Here is a 17,387-nt window from a genome sequence, read left to right on the forward strand (position 1 = left end):
GCTGGGTCGATAGCGATACGAGAAAGGGGCTGTCAATTAACGGCCCCTTTCTATTGATGATGGCGATGGGACTGATGGCTTGGTGGGCTCAGGGATAGATGCTCACTTCTATCAGATTCTGATCCGGGTCGAGGAAGTAGATGGATTCTATCGGCCCACAAGCACCGCTTTTGGTCACCGGCCCCTCGACAATCTCCACCCCGTGGCAGGCAAGCTGGGCCATCACCTGCTCCAGCGGCCAGCGGGTGATAAGGCAGACATCCCCCGACCCCACCTGCGCCCGATTGCGCGGCTCCTGCCCAAGCAGCTGCAGATTGATCTTCTGGTTGCCAAACCCTACCGCCCGGCGCCCCGTACCGAAGGTGATGGCCTCCATATTGAGCACCGAACTGTAAAACGCCACGGCCCGTTCGATATCACTGACCGTCAATACCAGATGGTCGATATGGCTGATCATGGTTACCTCCTGGTGGTGATCTGGCTGATGTGACCGACATATGCCCGCAAGCATCCGACTGTTACCGCCACGGCGGGCAACCCCATCTTACCCGGCAAGAGAGAGCCCATGTGTGCCGTGGCGCGCAAAGAAAACGCAAATGATCTGGTCAAATAAATTCGCGTTACTGCACCGCTGCACACGCTTTATTCCGCTGGGCCTGCAGGGTCTCATCTTCGCTATCCATCGCCGCCAGAATCGCCTGATTGCAAGCCCGCTCTGCCAGCTTGGCCGGACTCTGTTTGGCATCCCCTATTTCGGCGATAAGGGGCCGATAACTGACGGCTGCCGAGCAATACATGGTGCGAAATTTGGGCAGTTGCCAGCTGCTGTCATCCTGCCGGGTCAAGTCATCACACAGCTTGTGAAAAAGGGCGGACGCCTTGACCGTGCACTGGCTAAAACGCCGCACATCCTGCTGGTAGGGACGACAAACGCTCGGCTGCTGGATCTGCCACAGCTGAAAAGAGAACGGAACCGACTCCCCTTCATACTGCACCACCAGCGTCTTGGCCTCAGTGCCATAGATATCCGCAACCTGCTGCTGTACCAGATTGAGATAAGCCGAAAAAAGATAGGAAACCGGATCCATCACCACCTCCCTGTGGGTGTATTACGTGCAACGCACATAGTTGCGTAGCCTATCCAATCGCGAGCCTGAAACATGAAAATGAAAAATAGCTTACTGATTTATTTAGATAAATTTATGGACTGGGCGCACGCTATCGCAAAATGACAGCTGAAATGCGGTGTCGTTTGGATTAATATGCCTGGCGATAAAAGCACACTCGGATGACGCCGTCTATCACTATGATACCGGCCAATCCCAACAGCATTATCTCCTCTAATTAGGATCTGGTTTTGAGCGATAACTGGACAGAAGAAGAGCTAAGGGCTGCGGTTATTGCATATTTGGATATGCAAACCAAAGCATCTCTTGGTGAACCCTTCGTGAAAAAGCACTATTACCGGGAATTGGCGAGCCAATTCGGGCGTACGGAGAAATCCTTCGAATATCGGATGCAGAACATCTCATATGTCTGTGCCGAAATGGGACTAGATTGGCTCCCCGGGTTAAAACCCGCCAAAAATGTGGGGGCAACCGCTTTTACGCATATCGAACGCCTGATCCGCCAACAGGAACTTAACCTTCGCTCTTACAAAAACGCGCTGGAACAGCCGCTTCCACAAGGGGTCGAAACGCCCCAATCACGTTATGTCATCACCAACAGTCATGAACGAGACCTGCAAGTCAGGGAGTGGGTACTGCAAAATGCAGCCCAACAATGTGAATCATGTAACGAACCTGCTCCCTTTATAACCGTCGCAGGGGAACCCTTCTTGGAAGTACATCACCTGAAAGGGTTAGCAGAGGGTGGCTCAGATACGGTTAGCAACACGGTAGCCCTTTGCCCTAATTGCCACCGAGAGATGCACTACGGCTGTAATAAAACGGAGATTGTCGAGGTTCTTTATCAACGGATTAAACGTCTCGTTCGCGAATAATCACCCACTCAGAGGTAGATTGTTCACGCAGTGTTGCTTACTGGCGCAAAACCCACCGGATTCTTGCCCAAAACCCCGGCTAAATTATCCAGTTGCATAATAACCATGCGGCCTTGCGGTTGTTTAACTGGCCCTAACGTCAGATAATACCGCCCGCCTTCAACCCCCCGATAACCCGACTTTCAGTGACGGTAATTGATGACTGAGTACCTGCTTTTATTGATCGGCACCGTGCTGGTTAACAACTTCGTGCTGGTGAAATTCCTCGGCCTCTGCCCCTTTATGGGGGTCTCCGGCAAGCTGGAAACCGCCATCGGCATGGGGCTGGCGACCACCTTCGTGATGACCCTCGCCAGTGCCAGCTCCTATCTGGTGGAGCACTATATCCTGCTGCCGCTGGATATCGCCTATCTGCGCACCCTCGCCTTTATTCTGGTGATCGCCGTGGTGGTGCAGTTTACCGAGATGGTGGTGCGCAAGAGCAGCCCGACCCTCTACCGCCTGCTGGGGATCTTCCTGCCCCTCATCACCACCAACTGCGCGGTGCTCGGGGTGGCGCTGCTCAGCATCAATGAGCGACACGACTTTATCCAGAGCGTGATCTACGGCTTTGGCGCCGCCACCGGCTTCTCGCTGGTGTTGATCCTGTTCGCCGCCATGCGCGAGCGTCTGGTCGCCGCCGATGTGCCCGCCCCATTTCGCGGGGTGTCGATTGCCATGATCACCGCCGGTCTGATGTCGCTGGCCTTTATGGGCTTTACCGGCCTTATCAAGATATAACCATGATCCATATTCTCTTTGCCATTCTGGTGCTCACCCTGCTGGCGCTGGCGTTCGGGATTATCCTGGGCTTTGCCGCCGTCAAGTTTCATGTGGAAGCAGACCCCATCGTCGATCAGCTCGATGCCCTGCTGCCCCAGACCCAGTGTGGCCAGTGCGGCTATCCCGGCTGCAAACCCTACGCCGAGGCGCTCGCCAACGGCGATCAGATCAACAAGTGCGTACCCGGTGGCGAGGCCACCATGCGCAAGATTGCCGATCTGATGGGGGTCGAGCCCCAGCCGCTGGGGGGCAGTGACGAGGCCGCCGTGCCGGTCAAGAAGGTCGCCTTTATCCACGAAGATCAGTGCATCGGCTGCACCAAGTGCATTCAGGCCTGCCCGGTGGATGCCATTGTCGGCGCCACCAAGGCGATGCATACCGTGATTGCCAACGAGTGCACCGGTTGCGATCTCTGTGTTGATCCCTGCCCGACCGACTGCATCGAGATGATCCCGGTGCCCACCACGGTCGATAACTGGAAGTGGGATCTCAATAACGTGCATGTTCCGGGCAAGATTCCGGTCAAGATAGTGGAATAAACAGCGGAGCAACCATGCATTCCTTACTCGAACGTATCAAAGCCGGCACGCTCTGGGACTTTCACGGTGGCATTCACCCCGCCGACAACAAGCTGCAATCAAGCCAGAGCCCGGTGGTGGACGCCGGTCTGCCGCCGCGCCTCATCATTCCGCTGCGCCAGCACGCAGGCCCCGCCGGCGATCTGCTGGTGCAGGTGGGCGACAAGGTCAAAAAAGGGCAGCCGCTGACCCGTTATGCCAAGGGGCGGGTCGTCCCTGTCCATGCCTCCACCTCCGGCACCATCACCGAGATTGGCAACCACACGGTTGCCCACCCCTCCGGGCTCGGCGATCTCTGTGTCATTCTCACCCCGGATGGGGAGGATGAGTGGGGCGAGCGTAACGGCAAAGCCGATTACTGGAATCTGGAGCGGGGCGAGCTGCTCGAGCGCATCCAGCAGGCGGGGGTAGCGGGCCTTGGCGGCGCCGTGTTCCCGACCCACAGCAAGCTCGACGGCCGCGGCCAGCTCACCGAGATCCTGATCGTCAACGGGCTGGAGTGCGAACCCTATATCACCACCGATGATCGGTTGATGCAGCAGTACGCCGACGAGATCATGGATGGCATCCGGGTGCTCAAGCACCTGCTCAAGCCCAAGCTGACCCTGATCGGGGTGGAAGACAACAAGCCCGAGGCAATCGAGCAGCTGACCCGTCACGCCACCGACGAAGATGTGCTGGTCAAGACGGTGCCGACCAAGTACCCCTCTGGCGGTGCCAAACAGACCATCGAGCTGCTCACCGGTCGTCAGGTGCCCAAGGGAGGCCGCGCGGTCGATATCGGCATCATGGTGCTCAACGTTGCCACCGTGTTTGCCATCAAGCGCGCCATCATCGACGGCGAGCCGCTGATCGAGCGGATCGTCACCCTCACCGGCGACAGCTTCAAGAAGCCCGGCAACGCCTGGGTGCGCCTGGGTACGCCGGTTCGCTGGCTGTTGCAGCGTTTCGAGCTGCAACCGGAAGCGGAGCAGCGGGTGATCATGGGTGGCCCCATGATGGGCTTTACCCTGCCCCACGCTATGGTGCCTGTGGTCAAGGCCACCAACTGCCTGCTGGCGCCGACGCAGGCCGAACTGCCCGCCCCCGGCCCGGAGCAGCCCTGCATCCGTTGCAGCGCCTGTGCCGATGCCTGCCCGGCCACTCTGCTACCGCAAGAGCTCTACTGGTACAGCCGGGCCAAGGAGTATGACAAGGCCGAAAAGCTCAACCTGATGGACTGCATCGAGTGCGGCGCCTGCGCCTGGGTCTGCCCGAGCGAGATCCCGCTGGTGCAGTACTACAAGATCGCCAAAGACGACATTCGCGAAGCCCGCGCCGAGGCCGAAAAAGCCGAGCGCGCCAAGCAACGTTTCGAGGCCAAGCAGGCCCGCTTCGAGCGGGAAAAAGCGGCCCGCGAAGCGCGCCATGCCGAAGCCGCCGCCCAGCGCCGTCAGACCATGACGGCCGCAGGCGGGGAAGATCCGGTGGCAGCGGCTCTCGCCCGCATCAAGGCCAAGCAGGATGCGCCCATCACAGCCATTGCCGCCACCGCCGAGGGCTTGCCTGACAACAGCGCAGTGATTGCCGCCCGCGAAGCCCGCAAACGGGAAGCGGAGGCGCGCCGCGCCGCCAAGCTGGCCGAGAGCGCAAACAGCGAAACAGCCGCTGCGCCGCAATCCGCCGAGGCGGCTGACCCTGCCAGCGATCCCAAGAAAGCAGCCATCGCCGCCGCACTGGCCCGCGCCAAAGCCAAGAAGGCAGCTCAGGCAGGCGAGAGCACCGAGCCTGTGACTGCCGAAGCCGTTGCTGCCCCTGCGGTAGATGCTGATCAGCAAAAGGCAGAGGTAGATCCGAAAAAAGCAGCGATTGCCGCTGCCATCGCTCGTGCCAAAGCCAAAAAGGCCGAAGCCAGTGGCGAGCCGGTAAGCGCAGCCAACGGCACGGCAGCCGAGGTCAACACGCAAAATGACGCCCCTGTCGATCCCAAAAAAGCTGCAATTGCTGCCGCCATCGCTCGTGCCAAGGCCAAAAAGGCGGCCCAGCAGGGTGACAGCGCTGAGGGCGATCTGACTGCAACCGCAGGCTCCAGCGAATCCGCTGCAACCCAAAGCGATGCGCCATCTGCTGTCAGCGAAGCGGTCGATCCCAAGAAGGCGGCTATCGCCGCTGCCATTGCCCGCGCCAAGGCCAAAAAGCTGGCCCAGCAGGGCGACAGTGCCGGTGCTGCAGGTGCGCAGAGTGAGCCTACTGCCAGCGCACAGACCCGCGACGTGGCGCTAGCCAAGAGCGAAGTAACCACCAGCCACAGCGATACAGCAGCAAGCGAAGCGGTCGATCCCAAGAAGGCCGCTATCGCCGCAGCCATCGCCCGGGCCAAGGCCAAAAAGCTGGCCCAGCAGAGCGCAAATACCAGTGCTGAGGTAGAAAGTGCCGCTACTCAGGTAGATAGAGCCGGAACTGAGGGTGAGCGCGCACCGGCTGAGCCGATGCAAAGCGATGCAGCCAGCAGTGAGCAACCACTTGCCGTCACTGCCGCGCCTGAAGCGAGCGCCCCTGCGGCTGATGCCCCGGTTGATCCGAAAAAAGCGGCCATTGCAGCCGCCGTGGCCCGCGCCAAGGCGAAAAAGCTGGCGGCCGAGGCAGCCAGAGCTGCCGAAACCGTCGCTGAAGATGCCCCGTCAGCCGACCGAACAACCACAAGGTAATCGACAGACTCATGTTCAATATCGCGACTGCGCCGTTTGCCCATAACCGCAAACAGACCCGAACCCTGATGCTGCTGGTGATCCTGGCCTGTGTGCCGGGCTTGCTGGCCCAGACCTGGTTCTTCGGCTGGGGCTCCTTTATCCAGATCCTGATTGCGCTGGTAACCGCGCTGGTGAGTGAGGCATTGGTGCTCAAGCTGCGGGGCCGCCCCGTCAAACCGGCCCTGATGGATGGCAGCGCCGCTCTCACCGCCGTGCTGATCGGCCTCTCCCTGCCGCCGCTGCTGCAGTGGTGGATGATGGTAGTGGGCACTGCCTTCGCCATCATCATCGCCAAGCAGCTCTACGGCGGGCTGGGTCAGAACCTGTTCAACCCGGCCATGGTCGCCTATGTGCTGCTGCTGGTCTCCTTCCCGGTGCAGATGACCAGCTGGCTGCCGCCGGAGAGCGTGCGCGCCTACAGCCTCGGCTTTGGCGATGCGGCCTCGGTCATCTTCACCGGCTTTAGCCTCGACGGCTACAGCATGGCCCAGCTCAAGCAGGGGGTGGATGGTCTGACCATGGCGACCCCGCTCGATACCCTGAAAACCGGCCTGACCCAAGGGCTCACCACCGGCGAGATCCTGAGCGGCCCGCTGTTTGAGGGTTGGGGCGGCATCGGCTGGAGCTGGGTCAACCTCGGCTATCTGCTGGGCGGCCTCTTCCTGCTGCAACAGAAGGTGATCAACTGGCGCATTCCGACCGCCATTCTGGGCTCCCTGCTGGCGGCGGCGACCCTCGGCTACCTGATGAGCCCGGATGCCACCGCCACGCCGATGTTCCATCTCTTTAGCGGCGCCACCATGCTGGGGGCCTTCTTTATCGCCACCGATCCGGTCAGCGCCTGCACCACCCCACGCGGCCGACTGGTCTATGGCGTGCTGATCGGGGTGCTGGTCTACATCATTCGCCGCTTTGGCGGCTATCCGGATGCGTTCGCCTTCGCCGTGCTGCTGGCCAACCTTTGTGTGCCGTTTATCGACAGCCTGACTCGCCCGAAAGTGTATGGAGCTCGTCGCCAATGATGTTTCTGCCCTTTTCCCCCATCACAGCTGACGGAGCCCGTACATGTTAAAGAGCATGCGCAAGAACGGCCTTATTCTGGCGATGTTCGCGCTCGGCTGTACCGCGCTGGTGGTACTGACCAACGAGCTGACCAAGGATAAAATCGCCCACCAGCAACAGCTGGAGAAGCAGCAGACCCTCTCGGTATTGCTGCCGGAGGGGAGCTATGACAACGATCTGGTGGCCAGCTGCAAACAGGTGACCAGCAGGAAGTATCTCGGCAGCGATCAGCCGCAGGCCCTCTATACCGCCAGCAAGAATGGCGTGGTGACCGGCTATGCATTGGAGGCGATCGCGCCGGATGGCTACAGCGGGGCGATCCGCATCGTGGCGGGTTTTGATGCCAAGGGCACCATCACTGCCGTGCGCGTGCTCGCTCACAACGAGACCCCGGGCCTGGGTGACAAGATCGAGCTGAAGAAATCGGACTGGATCAACAGCTTTGCCGGAAAATTCCTGACCCATGACAACGACCCCCAGTGGGCGGTGAAGAAGGATGGCGGCGAGTTCGATGCCTTTACCGGCGCCACCATCACCCCGCGAGCCGTGGTCAAGGCGGTGAAAAACCTGCTTAAACTGCAGCAGGAGCAACCCGAACTGCTCAGCAACGCCCCGGCTTGTCCGGCGGCGAACTAACGGAGTCGAGCCATCATGAACCAGATGGAACAGATTGAAACGGGTGCAGCCCCGATTGCCGAGCTGGAAAGCCGCAAGGGCGAGCTCAAGGAGCTGATGAGTCAGGGGCTCTGGAAGAACAACCCCTCGCTGGTGCAGGTGCTGGGGCTCTGCCCGACCCTCGCCGTCTCCTCCACCTTTACCAATGCGCTGGGGCTGGGCCTTGCCACCATGGCGGTGCTGGTCTGCTCCAACCTTGCGGTCTCGCTGGTGCGCAACTGGGTGCCGAAAGATATTCGCATCCCGGTCTATGTGATGATCATCGCCTCGCTGGTAACCAGCGTGCAGCTGCTGATGAACGCCTACACCTACGGCCTCTATCAGGCGCTCGGCATCTTTATCGCCCTCATCGTCACCAACTGCGTCATCATCGGCCGCGCCGAGGCCTATGCCTCCAAGAACCCGCCGCTGCTGGCGGCCCTCGATGGCCTGATGATGGGCCTTGGCTTTACTCTGGTGCTGCTGGTACTGGGCGGCATGCGCGAGATCATCGGCATGGGCACCCTGTTTGATGGCGCCGAGCTGCTGCTGGGCGAGTGGGCCAAGTCCCTGCGCGTCGAGCTGTTCCACGCCGATGCCAGCCTGCTGCTGGCGATTTTGCCGCCGGGCGGCTTTATCGGGCTGGGGCTGCTGATCGCCGCCAAGAACGCCATCAACGACTGGCGGGACCGCAAACAGGCAACCACTGTGGCCCACTGCAACGTTGCCCCGGCTCGCGTCCGGGCGACCGAACTATGATCGGACGCAAGGCATGAACAACCAGAAACGCAGAGAAATCCTCGAGCGACTGCGGGAAAACAACCCCCACCCCACCACAGAGCTCAACTTCAACTCGCCGTTCGAGCTACTGATCGCCGTGCTGCTCTCGGCGCAGGCGACCGATGTCAGCGTCAACAAGGCAACCGACAAGCTCTATCCGGTGGCCAACACCCCGCAGGCAATGCTGGATCTCGGGGTGGACGGGCTCAAGGAGTACATCAAGACCATTGGCCTGTTCAACACCAAGGCCGAGAACGTCATCAAGACCTGCGCCATCTTGCTGGAGCGCCACGGTGGCGAGGTGCCGGAGAACCGCGAAGCGCTGGAAGCCCTGCCGGGCGTCGGCCGCAAGACCGCCAACGTGGTCCTCAATACCGCCTTTGGCTGGCCCACCATCGCCGTCGATACCCATATCTTCCGGGTCTCGAACCGCACCGGCTTTGCGGTAGGCAAGAACGTGGATCAGGTGGAGGAGAAGCTGCTCAAAGTGGTGCCCGCCGAGTTCAAGCTGGATGTCCACCACTGGCTGATCCTGCACGGGCGTTACACCTGTCTGGCTCGCAAGCCCCGTTGTGGTTCCTGTATCATCGAGGACTTGTGCGAATACAAAGAGAAGGTCTATCCAGAGAGCTGATGGCCTCACAACCGAGATTGAAAGCAGTACACATCACCAACCCGGAGAACTGAGCAATGAGAATTCTGCATACCATGCTGCGTGTCGGCGATCTGCAACGCTCCATCGACTTCTACACCCGCGTCCTTGGCATGAAGCTGCTGCGCAAGAGCGAGAACAGCGAGTACAAGTACACCCTGGCCTTCGTTGGCTACGGTGACGAGAAGGATGAAGCGGTGATCGAGCTGACCTACAACTGGGGGGTGAGTGAGTACGAACTGGGCTCCGCCTACGGCCATATCGCGCTGGAAGCGGACGACATCTACGCCACCTGCGACGCACTGCGCGCCGCCGGTGCCAAGATCACCCGCGAACCGGGCCCGGTCAAGGGCGGTACCACCGTGATCGCCTTCGTCGAAGATCCGGACGGTTACAAGATTGAACTGATTGCCAAGAAAGATGCCGGTACCGGCCTGGGTGACAGCTTCTAAGCAGCCCTAATCCCGCTGCCGAATGGCAGGATCAAAAAAGAGCGCAGATGCGCTCTTTTTTATATCCGGCTGCCGGGGACGGCGCTAGATCTCGCCATTGCGCCCCATGCTGATCACCACCCGCCGGTTCTTGGCACGACCCTGCTCCGTTTCGTTGGAGGCAACGTGCTGCTTCTCGCCATGCCCCTCCACCGAGATCTTGCCGGGATCGATCCCCAGATCGACAAACACCTTCTTGATGGCATCGGCCCGTTTCTCGGATAGCTTCAGGTTCGGCCAGCGGCCGCCATAGCTGTCGCTGTAGGCATCGATCACCACCACGTCGATGCTCTTGTCCGCCTTGATAAACTCGCTGATCATCGCCAGCCGCCGCTTGGAGGGGATGGAGAGCTGATCGCTGTTCTTGTCGTAGGTAAGCACGCTAAAGGCGATGTCGTTGAAGCTGTAGGGCAAGAGCCCGCTCAGGCAGTCGATAAAGGCCTGATATTTGACCCGAAAGTTAACCGACGAAAGCGATACTCGCACCGCACGGTTTTGGCGATACCAGTCCCGATACTGGAAAGTGGGCATTCGTCCCCCCTCCAGCTCATCGAGCATGGTCCAGGCGGTTTGCCCCTCCACCAGCCCATCGAACTGCTGATAGAAGCGCAGTTGACTCACTTCTCGCCCGGCAATCCCTGGGCGCCATACCGGCGGCATGATGCCAAGGCTCACCGTCTGGGTCTGGGCCTGTGGCCGCTTGCCCTTGAGCTCAAAGTCGAGGTTGATCTTGCGCCCGGCGCGGCTGACAAAGGCCCCCGTTCCCCAGTTGGGGATCGGGTGTTCGAGGCGACACTCAATCTGGGTATCGGAGGTCAAACGCCAGACGGATTGATCCAGACCGGCACCGAATTCGGTGACCCCAGCCTGTAACTGCATACTCACGGATATGCTGACCAACCCCAACACCCAAGCGTTCAATTGCTTGCCCTCCACACGATCTCACAAGGGGTATCGGCCAGGGAGGGACAAGCTTTAGCGCAAATGGATCAGTGGGGAGAGGCTCTCTCTATCAACTTGAAGCTGGCAATTCGTCCAGCCAGCTCCCGTGCCAACTGATCCAGTTCGACACTATTCTGCTGCAGGGTGACCGAGTGCTGGCGATGGGCCTCGTACACTTCGCGGATGGTCATTACGTTGTGCTGGATATCGTCCGTTACGTAGCGCTGCTGCTCGGTTGCGGTAGCCACCTGCGCCGTCATGTCACTCACCTTGCGCACCTCATTGACGATGTCGGTCAGCTCGTGACCCGCCCGCTGCGCTTCACTGACGCTGAGGCCCGCCTGCTCGCTGCCCGACTGCATGGCCACCACCGCCTGACGGGCTCCAGCCCGCAAACGGGAGAGCATCTGTTCGATATCATCTGCCGCCTGCTGGGTACGGGCAGCCAGTGAACGAACCTCATCGGCGACCACGGCAAAGCCGCGCCCCGACTCACCGGCACGGGCTGCCTCAATGGCGGCATTGAGGGCCAACAGATTGGTGCGATCGGAGATCTGCTTGATGAGGTTGAGTGCCTCGACGGCGGACTCGGTATCCTGATGCAGGTTGTTGACCAACAGCCGGGTCTCGTCGAGGGTGCCGGCCACCTGCTCGATGGCGGCGATAGTCTGATCCACCTCCTTGTCCCCCTGCCGGGCACGGCCAATGGCCTGCTGGGTCGCCAGTGAGGTCTGGGTCGCATTGCGAGCAATTTCGGCCACCGTCGAAGCCATTTCCGTTGCGGCGGTGGCAACCAGTTCAACCTGACCGACACCACGCACCACACCTTCATTCACTTCGGCAATCACCTCGCTGGAGTTGCTGGCACTACGGGTCAATATCTCACAGGAGCGGCGCACCTCCAGCAACAAGCCTTCCAGATGCTGCAGAAAGTGGTTGAGATCCCGCGCCAATGCCCCAAGCTCGTCACCCGATTGCCAGTTGACCCTCACCGTCAGATCATTGTCATTGACGAGCCGTGAAAAGGTGCGATGCAGAGCGACGAAGCCCAGATGCACATCCCGCAGCACCTTCCAACTGATGAGGGTAGTCAACAGCAGGCAGCACAGCACCGCCATAGCCCCCCACCAGAAGTTGCGCTGACTCTCTCCCTGCATCTGCTCAACCCGTTCGAACAACTGCTGGAAGAGCTGATCTTCGCCCTGTTTGAGCTGGTCGATCTTCTCGGTGCTCACGGCAAACCAGCGCTCCGGATCGACGCCAAAGCTCCCCTCGGTCATCTTGCCGAGGGCGAGCTGCTCATATTTCGCGACCTCTGCCATCACCGGACTCTTCTCAATTTGCTCAAGCAGGCGTCGCTGCGGCTCGCTTGCCACGGCGCGAAAACGCTCCAGATAGCTCTGCTGGGCAGCGAGCAGGGACATAAATTGCTGCAAGGTAGCCGGGGTGAAACTCCCTTTGGCAAAGACATTGCTGAGGGTCGCCCGCTCCATCCCCATACGCTCCTTGTTTTGCAAAAATGCGGCGTAGGCATTTGTCTGCAAGGCAATAGCGGCATCCTGGCTACGCAGACTAATCTCATCCACGACCTTGAGCAGAGAAGCAATCAACTGGCTATAAAAGGCGACCTGACGCGGGGCCTCTATGGCCAGTTTGTCCACCTGATTGCGGATCCCCATCAACTCGCGCAAAGCCAGATCCACCTGCTCGTGGGCAACCTCCCTCTCCAACCCCTGAAAGCGATGAATGGCTTCATCAACCTGTTGCCGCTGACGTGGCAGGGCATCTGCAAATTTGCGCCCTTCAGAGCCGATAAACCCCGCCGACATGCCACGCTCCTTTTGCAGCTCGTGCACCAACTGGGCGCTGCGTTCGACCACAGCCAGCTGCTGCAGGGCTTGCGTCATCTCATGGGTCACCCGATATCTGTCGTATGCGTAGTGGCTGGCGAAAAACAGCAGCGCCAATAACGGCAGGCAAATTGCCAGCAACATCTTGCCGGCCAATCCGAGTCTGTTCATCCCGCACTCCTGTCATTTTTATCAACGCGTTGATTATATCCGGCCTGCTCGCTTATGCCGCTGACGACATCTGCCATTGGCCAGAACCATGAGCTGCATCAACCATTTTCTGTAGATGGCCACGCAGCCCCCCCATAGCCCAGCCCAATGGTCAGGTCGAGACAGCCAGAGAGAAACTCGCTACAGTAGATCAGGGCGACAGGAGGTCGCTTGTTTGGGGAATCCAGCCATGAAACACCCGCTCTGCCCGCTTTACCGTCTGGGTTGCGCCCTCTTCGCGGCGACCCTGCCCATGGCGTCACTCGCGGCCAGTAACAACCTTGACGATCAGGAGGAGGACTGGGCGCAAAAACGGGCCAATGCGGTGATCTCGCTGATGACTTTCAGCGTGGTGCCGGACATCACCGCCAGCAACCTGGACATCGGCAGCAGCACTGGCCAATCTTCTGCGCTCAACATGGGGCAACTGGGAGGCGGCGCAACCCTGAGCGAAGCCGTGCCCATCTATCTGGAGGGGGCGCTGGGCTACAGCCGCTACGACCCCCAGTTTGTGATAAGCAATGGTACCGAGAGTCGCACCATACCGACCAAGTGGAATAGCCTGACCGCCTCGGGCGGGATCGGCTGGGATGTCACCCTTCACAAAGATCCGCGTGGCGGCCACTGGGTGCTGCGCCCCATAGCCAACGTCTCGCTCGGTACCATGGCCAGTGACCTGCGGATCGGCAACTGGCTGCTGGATCGTACCAAGGGCTACTCGCTGGACTTTCTCGATGGGGGTCAGCTCAATATGTACGGGCTGGGTGGCTCACTGATGCTCGATTACGAACTCTTTTCACCGGCCCAGGACATAGATGCCGAACTGCGCTACTCCTATCAGCACCTGCAGAGCTTTGGCGGCACCTCGACCAGCGTCCGTGGTCACGCCGAGGCGGAGAACCTCGGCCTCTATCTGCGCCGCCGCGCCCCGCTGTTCCACTGGACCCTGCTCGACAGACCAGTGCGCTATGTACTGGAGGGGGCTCATACCGCATATCTGGGGCAGCAACGTGGGTTGCTTGGCTTTGACTCCCTCAACTCCATCGGCGCCGGTCTGGAGCTGGACAGCAGCAAGTACGACATCATTGTCACCCGTACCCGGCTGGTTGCCCGCTACATGTTCAGCCACAACACCAGCGGTTATTCCATCGGGCTGGCCATGAGCTTCTAACCCGGGCTGCCAGAGGGGCATCCTCCGAGTCGCACCATGCAGCTATCACCGCCACCATAAAAAACGCCAGCCTTGCGGCTGGCGTTCTCATTGGGGTTGAAGCGACTTATTTCAGATCGAAACGGTCATTGTTCATCACCTTGACCCAGGCCTTGACGAAGTCTCGGACGAACTTCTCCTTGCCATCTTGCTGGGCATAGACCTCGGCGTAGGCACGCAGCACCGAGTTGGAGCCAAACACCAGATCAACCCGGGTAGCAGTCCACTTCACCGCACCGCTCTGGCGATCCACGATCTGGTAACTGTTGCGGCCAGTCGGCTGCCAGCTATAGGCCATGTCGGTCAGGTTGACGAAGAAGTCGTTGCTGAGCACACCGACCCGGTCGGTAAAGACGCCGTGGGCCGACCCGCCATGGTTGGTGCCAAGCACCCGCATACCGCCGACCAGCACAGTCATCTCGCGGGCGGTAAGCCCCAGCAACTGGGCACGGTCGAGCAGCATCTCCTCCGGCTGCACCTTGTAGTGCCCCTTCTGCCAGTTGCGGAAACCATCGTGAACCGGCTCGAGGAAGGCGAACGACTCGGCATCGGTCTGTTCGGCGCTGGCATCGCCGCGGCCCGACGCAAAGGGAACGACGATATCGACGCCGGCCAGCTTGGCCGCCTGCTCTACCGCTGCGCTACCGCCCAGCACAATCAGGTCGGCGATGCTGACCGGCTTGCTCAGGGTGGCCTGCAGGGCGATCAGGGCGTTGAGCACCTTCTCGAGGCGAGCGGGCTCGTTGCCTTCCCACTCTTTCATCGGCGCGAGGCGGATGCGAGCACCGTTGGCTCCGCCGCGATAATCGGAGCCGCGGAAGGTGCGGGCACTGTCCCATGCGGTGGCGATCAAATCGGCTGGCGCCACGCCGCAGGCCAGCAGTTTGGCCTTGATCTCACTCACCTCTTTGTCAGAGAGCTGGTAATCCACCGCCGGAACCGGATCCTGCCACACCATGACTTCGCTCGGCACTTCCGGCCCCAAATAGCGGCTGCGCGGCCCCATGTCGCGGTGAGTCAGCTTGAACCAGGCGCGGGCAAAGGCGTCGGAGAAGAGCGCCTGATCCGCGGCAAAGCGCTCGGAGATCTCCCGGTATACGGGGTCAAAGCGCAGCGCCATGTCCGCATCGGTCATGATGGGGTTGCAGCGGATGGAGGGGTCTTCCACGTCCACCGGACGATCTTCCTCCTTGATGGCGACGGGCTCCCACTGCCAGGCACCGGCCGGGCTCTTCTTGATCCACCAGTCGTGGCCCAGCAGCATCTTGAAGTAGCCGTTGTCCCAGCGGGTCGGGTTGCTGGTCCAGGCCCCTTCAAGGCCGCTGGTCACCGTATCACGACCGATGCCGCGGCTCTCGTGGTTGATCCAGCCCAGCCCCTGCTCGTGCACATCCGCCCCTTCGGGAGCGGGCCCCAGTTTGGCAGCGCTGCCGTTGCCGTGGGCCTTGCCGACGGTGTGGCCACCGGCGGTGAGGGCGACGGTCTCTTCGTCATTCATCCCCATGCGGGCAAAGGTAACGCGCATGTCGTGGGCGGTTTTCAGGGGATCCGGGTTGCCATCCACCCCTTCCGGGTTGACGTAAATCAGCCCCATCATCACCGCCGCCAGCGGGTTCTCCAGATCCCGTTCGCCGCTGTAACGGCTCCCTTCGCTGCCGCTCGGCGCCAGCCACTCCTTCTCGGAGCCCCAATAGACATCTTTTTCCGGATGCCAGATATCCTCGCGGCCACCGGCAAAGCCGAAGGTCTTGAGCCCCATGGATTCATAGGCGACATTGCCCGCCAGGATCATCAGGTCAGCCCAGGAGATCTTGTTGCCGTACTTCTGTTTGATCGGCCACAGCAGACGACGCGCCTTGTCGAGGTTGCCGTTGTCAGGCCAACTGTTGAGGGGGGCGAAGCGCTGGTTGCCGGTGTTGGCACCGCCGCGCCCGTCGGTAGCGCGATAGCTGCCGGCGGAGTGCCAGGCCATGCGGATCATCAGGCCGCCATAGTGACCCCAGTCTGCCGGCCACCAGGGCTGGCTGTCGGTCATCAGGGCATGCAGATCTGCCTTGAGGGCATCGTAATCGAGGCTGTTGAAGGCATCGGCATAATCGAAAGTCTCATCCATCGGATTGGTCTTGCTGTCATGCTGGTGCAGGATGTCGAGGTTGAGGGCATTGGGCCACCAGACTTGATGCTCCTGGCTGGCAGAGGTATTGGCACCGTGGGCAAAGGGGCACTGACCGGCCCCGCTAGCGTGTTTGTCCATCTATCAGATCCTCATTGTGGTCATAATGACGGCGAAACCCTTCGCTTCGCAGTAGAGACTAGCCTACCCCCCACCAGTCACTTAAAAAATCGAATAAAAAAGTTCAATTCAATCTGGTTTTGCGATTGAACTATCTCGTCACCGGGTAACAAACAGAACAATGCAGGCGCTGGCTGAGTAGTAGTGGCATAGATCACACACGCTTGTTGAACCCACTGTTAACATGTTGCCATTGCACATCAGACGACAGCGTTGAAATGGACTTCACACCTGTTATTGCGGTTCTGCTGGACCAGCTCTGGTATCTGCTGCCCCTTCTGCTGATTGCCACCCTGATCAAAACGCCCAGGTTTAAGGGGATGGTTGGGGAGGCATTTATCAACTTGGGCATCCGGCTGTTTCTCGATCAGCGGGAGTACCACCTGCTCAAGGATGTTACGCTGCCTACCCCGCAGGGAACTACCCAGATCGACCATGTGCTCGTCTCGCGCTTCGGGCTATTTGTGATCGAGACCAAGAACATCAAGGGGTGGATATTTGACAATCCAGCCCACAAGAGCTGGACCCAGCAGCTCTATCGCCGCAGACATACCTTTCAAAATCCCCTGCGCCAAAACTATCTGCACCTGATGACGCTCAAATCCTTGCTGGGTCTTGCTGATCATCAGCTCCATTCGATTATCTACTTTATTGGCGACTGCACCTTTAAAACCCCCATGCCGGATAACGTGATGAACCGCGGGCTTATTCGCTATATCAAGAGTAAAACCACGCAGATGCTGACCTCTGCCGAAGTCACCAGAGTGATCGACACCATCCAGCGGGGACGACTGGCTGCCAATTGGCAGACCCATAAACAGCATGTGGCGCAGTTGAAAGCCCGTCACAGCGAGGTTCCCCACCCACCTTTATCCTTAGCTGCAATGTCTGTCGTCAATCAGGTGGTGAACGCCGCACCAACCACCACCGAATCGCTCACCCAAGCAAATCCACTATGCCCCAGATGCGGCAACCCGATGGTATTGCGTACCGCCAAACGGGGGGATAACCGAGGCAATCAGTTTTGGGGATGCAGTGGATACCCCAAATGCAGATTCATGGTAAATCTCACGGGGAACAGCAAGGCATGAACTGCCACACAAGGGGAAACT

General features: G+C 59.9%; 16 protein-coding genes. 11 read left to right on the plus strand and 5 right to left on the minus strand.

Annotation, left to right across the window (positions count from 1 at the left end):
* Nucleotides 1-88 precede the first annotated feature (88 nt).
* Nucleotides 89-457, minus strand: coding sequence for a VOC family protein (locus G5168_RS14290; RefSeq protein ID WP_216953279.1), 369 nt, complete (start codon nucleotides 455-457; stop codon nucleotides 89-91).
* A 163-nt stretch (nucleotides 458-620) separates the two neighbouring features.
* A complete protein-coding gene (locus tag G5168_RS14295; protein ID WP_216953278.1) occupies nucleotides 621-1,088 on the minus strand; it encodes a hypothetical protein in 468 nt (155 codons plus the stop codon).
* A 269-nt stretch (nucleotides 1,089-1,357) separates the two neighbouring features.
* Here G5168_RS14295 and G5168_RS14300 point away from each other — a divergent pair, with 269 nt between their 5' ends.
* The 9 genes from G5168_RS14300 (at nucleotide 1,358) to gloA (ending at nucleotide 9,731) form a co-directional block, all read left to right on the plus strand.
* A complete protein-coding gene (locus G5168_RS14300) occupies nucleotides 1,358-2,002 on the plus strand; it encodes an HNH endonuclease signature motif containing protein (protein ID WP_323912241.1) in 645 nt (214 codons plus the stop codon).
* Between the two features lie 198 nt (nucleotides 2,003-2,200).
* Entirely contained in the window at nucleotides 2,201-2,782 is a 582-nt protein-coding gene (gene rsxA, locus G5168_RS14305) for an electron transport complex subunit RsxA (RefSeq protein WP_005337600.1), read from the plus strand.
* Between the two features lie 2 nt (nucleotides 2,783-2,784).
* Nucleotides 2,785-3,363 (plus strand): electron transport complex subunit RsxB, encoded by a 579-nt coding sequence (gene rsxB, locus G5168_RS14310; RefSeq protein ID WP_005350799.1) that lies wholly within the window; start codon nucleotides 2,785-2,787, stop codon nucleotides 3,361-3,363.
* Between the two features lie 14 nt (nucleotides 3,364-3,377).
* Nucleotides 3,378-6,089: an electron transport complex subunit RsxC gene (gene rsxC, locus G5168_RS14315; protein ID WP_421252377.1), complete on the plus strand. Its 2,712-nt coding sequence runs from the start codon at nucleotides 3,378-3,380 to the stop codon at nucleotides 6,087-6,089.
* An 11-nt stretch (nucleotides 6,090-6,100) separates the two neighbouring features.
* A complete protein-coding gene (rsxD, locus tag G5168_RS14320; protein WP_421252378.1) occupies nucleotides 6,101-7,153 on the plus strand; it encodes an electron transport complex subunit RsxD in 1,053 nt (350 codons plus the stop codon).
* A 43-nt stretch (nucleotides 7,154-7,196) separates the two neighbouring features.
* Nucleotides 7,197-7,829: an electron transport complex subunit RsxG gene (gene rsxG, locus G5168_RS14325; protein WP_407958554.1), complete on the plus strand. Its 633-nt coding sequence runs from the start codon at nucleotides 7,197-7,199 to the stop codon at nucleotides 7,827-7,829.
* Between the two features lie 15 nt (nucleotides 7,830-7,844).
* A complete protein-coding gene (locus G5168_RS14330; RefSeq protein ID WP_421252379.1) occupies nucleotides 7,845-8,606 on the plus strand; it encodes an electron transport complex subunit E in 762 nt (253 codons plus the stop codon).
* A gap of 13 nt (nucleotides 8,607-8,619) precedes the next feature.
* On the plus strand, nucleotides 8,620-9,261 hold the full coding sequence (gene nth / locus G5168_RS14335) for an endonuclease III (protein WP_005337609.1): 642 nt from the start codon (nucleotides 8,620-8,622) through the stop codon (nucleotides 9,259-9,261).
* Between the two features lie 56 nt (nucleotides 9,262-9,317).
* Nucleotides 9,318-9,731, plus strand: coding sequence for a lactoylglutathione lyase (gene gloA / locus G5168_RS14340; protein WP_005347113.1), 414 nt, complete (start codon nucleotides 9,318-9,320; stop codon nucleotides 9,729-9,731).
* An 84-nt stretch (nucleotides 9,732-9,815) separates the two neighbouring features.
* Here gloA and G5168_RS14345 read toward each other — a convergent pair whose 3' ends face one another.
* The gene (locus G5168_RS14345; RefSeq protein ID WP_005337611.1) at nucleotides 9,816-10,691 is read right to left on the minus strand and encodes a flagellar protein MotY; all 876 of its coding nucleotides are present in this window, start codon (nucleotides 10,689-10,691) and stop codon (nucleotides 9,816-9,818) included.
* Nucleotides 10,692-10,759: 68 nt separating this feature from the next.
* A complete protein-coding gene (locus G5168_RS14350; protein WP_421252380.1) occupies nucleotides 10,760-12,733 on the minus strand; it encodes a methyl-accepting chemotaxis protein in 1,974 nt (657 codons plus the stop codon).
* A 292-nt stretch (nucleotides 12,734-13,025) separates the two neighbouring features.
* Here G5168_RS14350 and G5168_RS14355 point away from each other — a divergent pair, with 292 nt between their 5' ends.
* The gene (locus G5168_RS14355; RefSeq protein WP_421252387.1) at nucleotides 13,026-13,943 is read left to right on the plus strand and encodes an autotransporter domain-containing protein; all 918 of its coding nucleotides are present in this window, start codon (nucleotides 13,026-13,028) and stop codon (nucleotides 13,941-13,943) included.
* Between the two features lie 106 nt (nucleotides 13,944-14,049).
* Here the strand turns inward: G5168_RS14355 and katG are convergent, their stop codons facing one another.
* A complete protein-coding gene (gene katG, locus G5168_RS14360) occupies nucleotides 14,050-16,236 on the minus strand; it encodes a catalase/peroxidase HPI (RefSeq protein ID WP_421252381.1) in 2,187 nt (728 codons plus the stop codon).
* A 257-nt stretch (nucleotides 16,237-16,493) separates the two neighbouring features.
* On the opposite strand from katG, the gene G5168_RS14365 reads away from it, so the two are divergent.
* Nucleotides 16,494-17,366: an NERD domain-containing protein gene (locus tag G5168_RS14365; RefSeq protein WP_421252382.1), complete on the plus strand. Its 873-nt coding sequence runs from the start codon at nucleotides 16,494-16,496 to the stop codon at nucleotides 17,364-17,366.
* Nucleotides 17,367-17,387 lie beyond the last annotated feature (21 nt).

The organism is Aeromonas sp. 600724 (assembly GCF_049175135.1).
GTDB classification, from domain to species: Bacteria; Pseudomonadota; Gammaproteobacteria; order Enterobacterales; family Aeromonadaceae; genus Aeromonas; species Aeromonas veronii_A.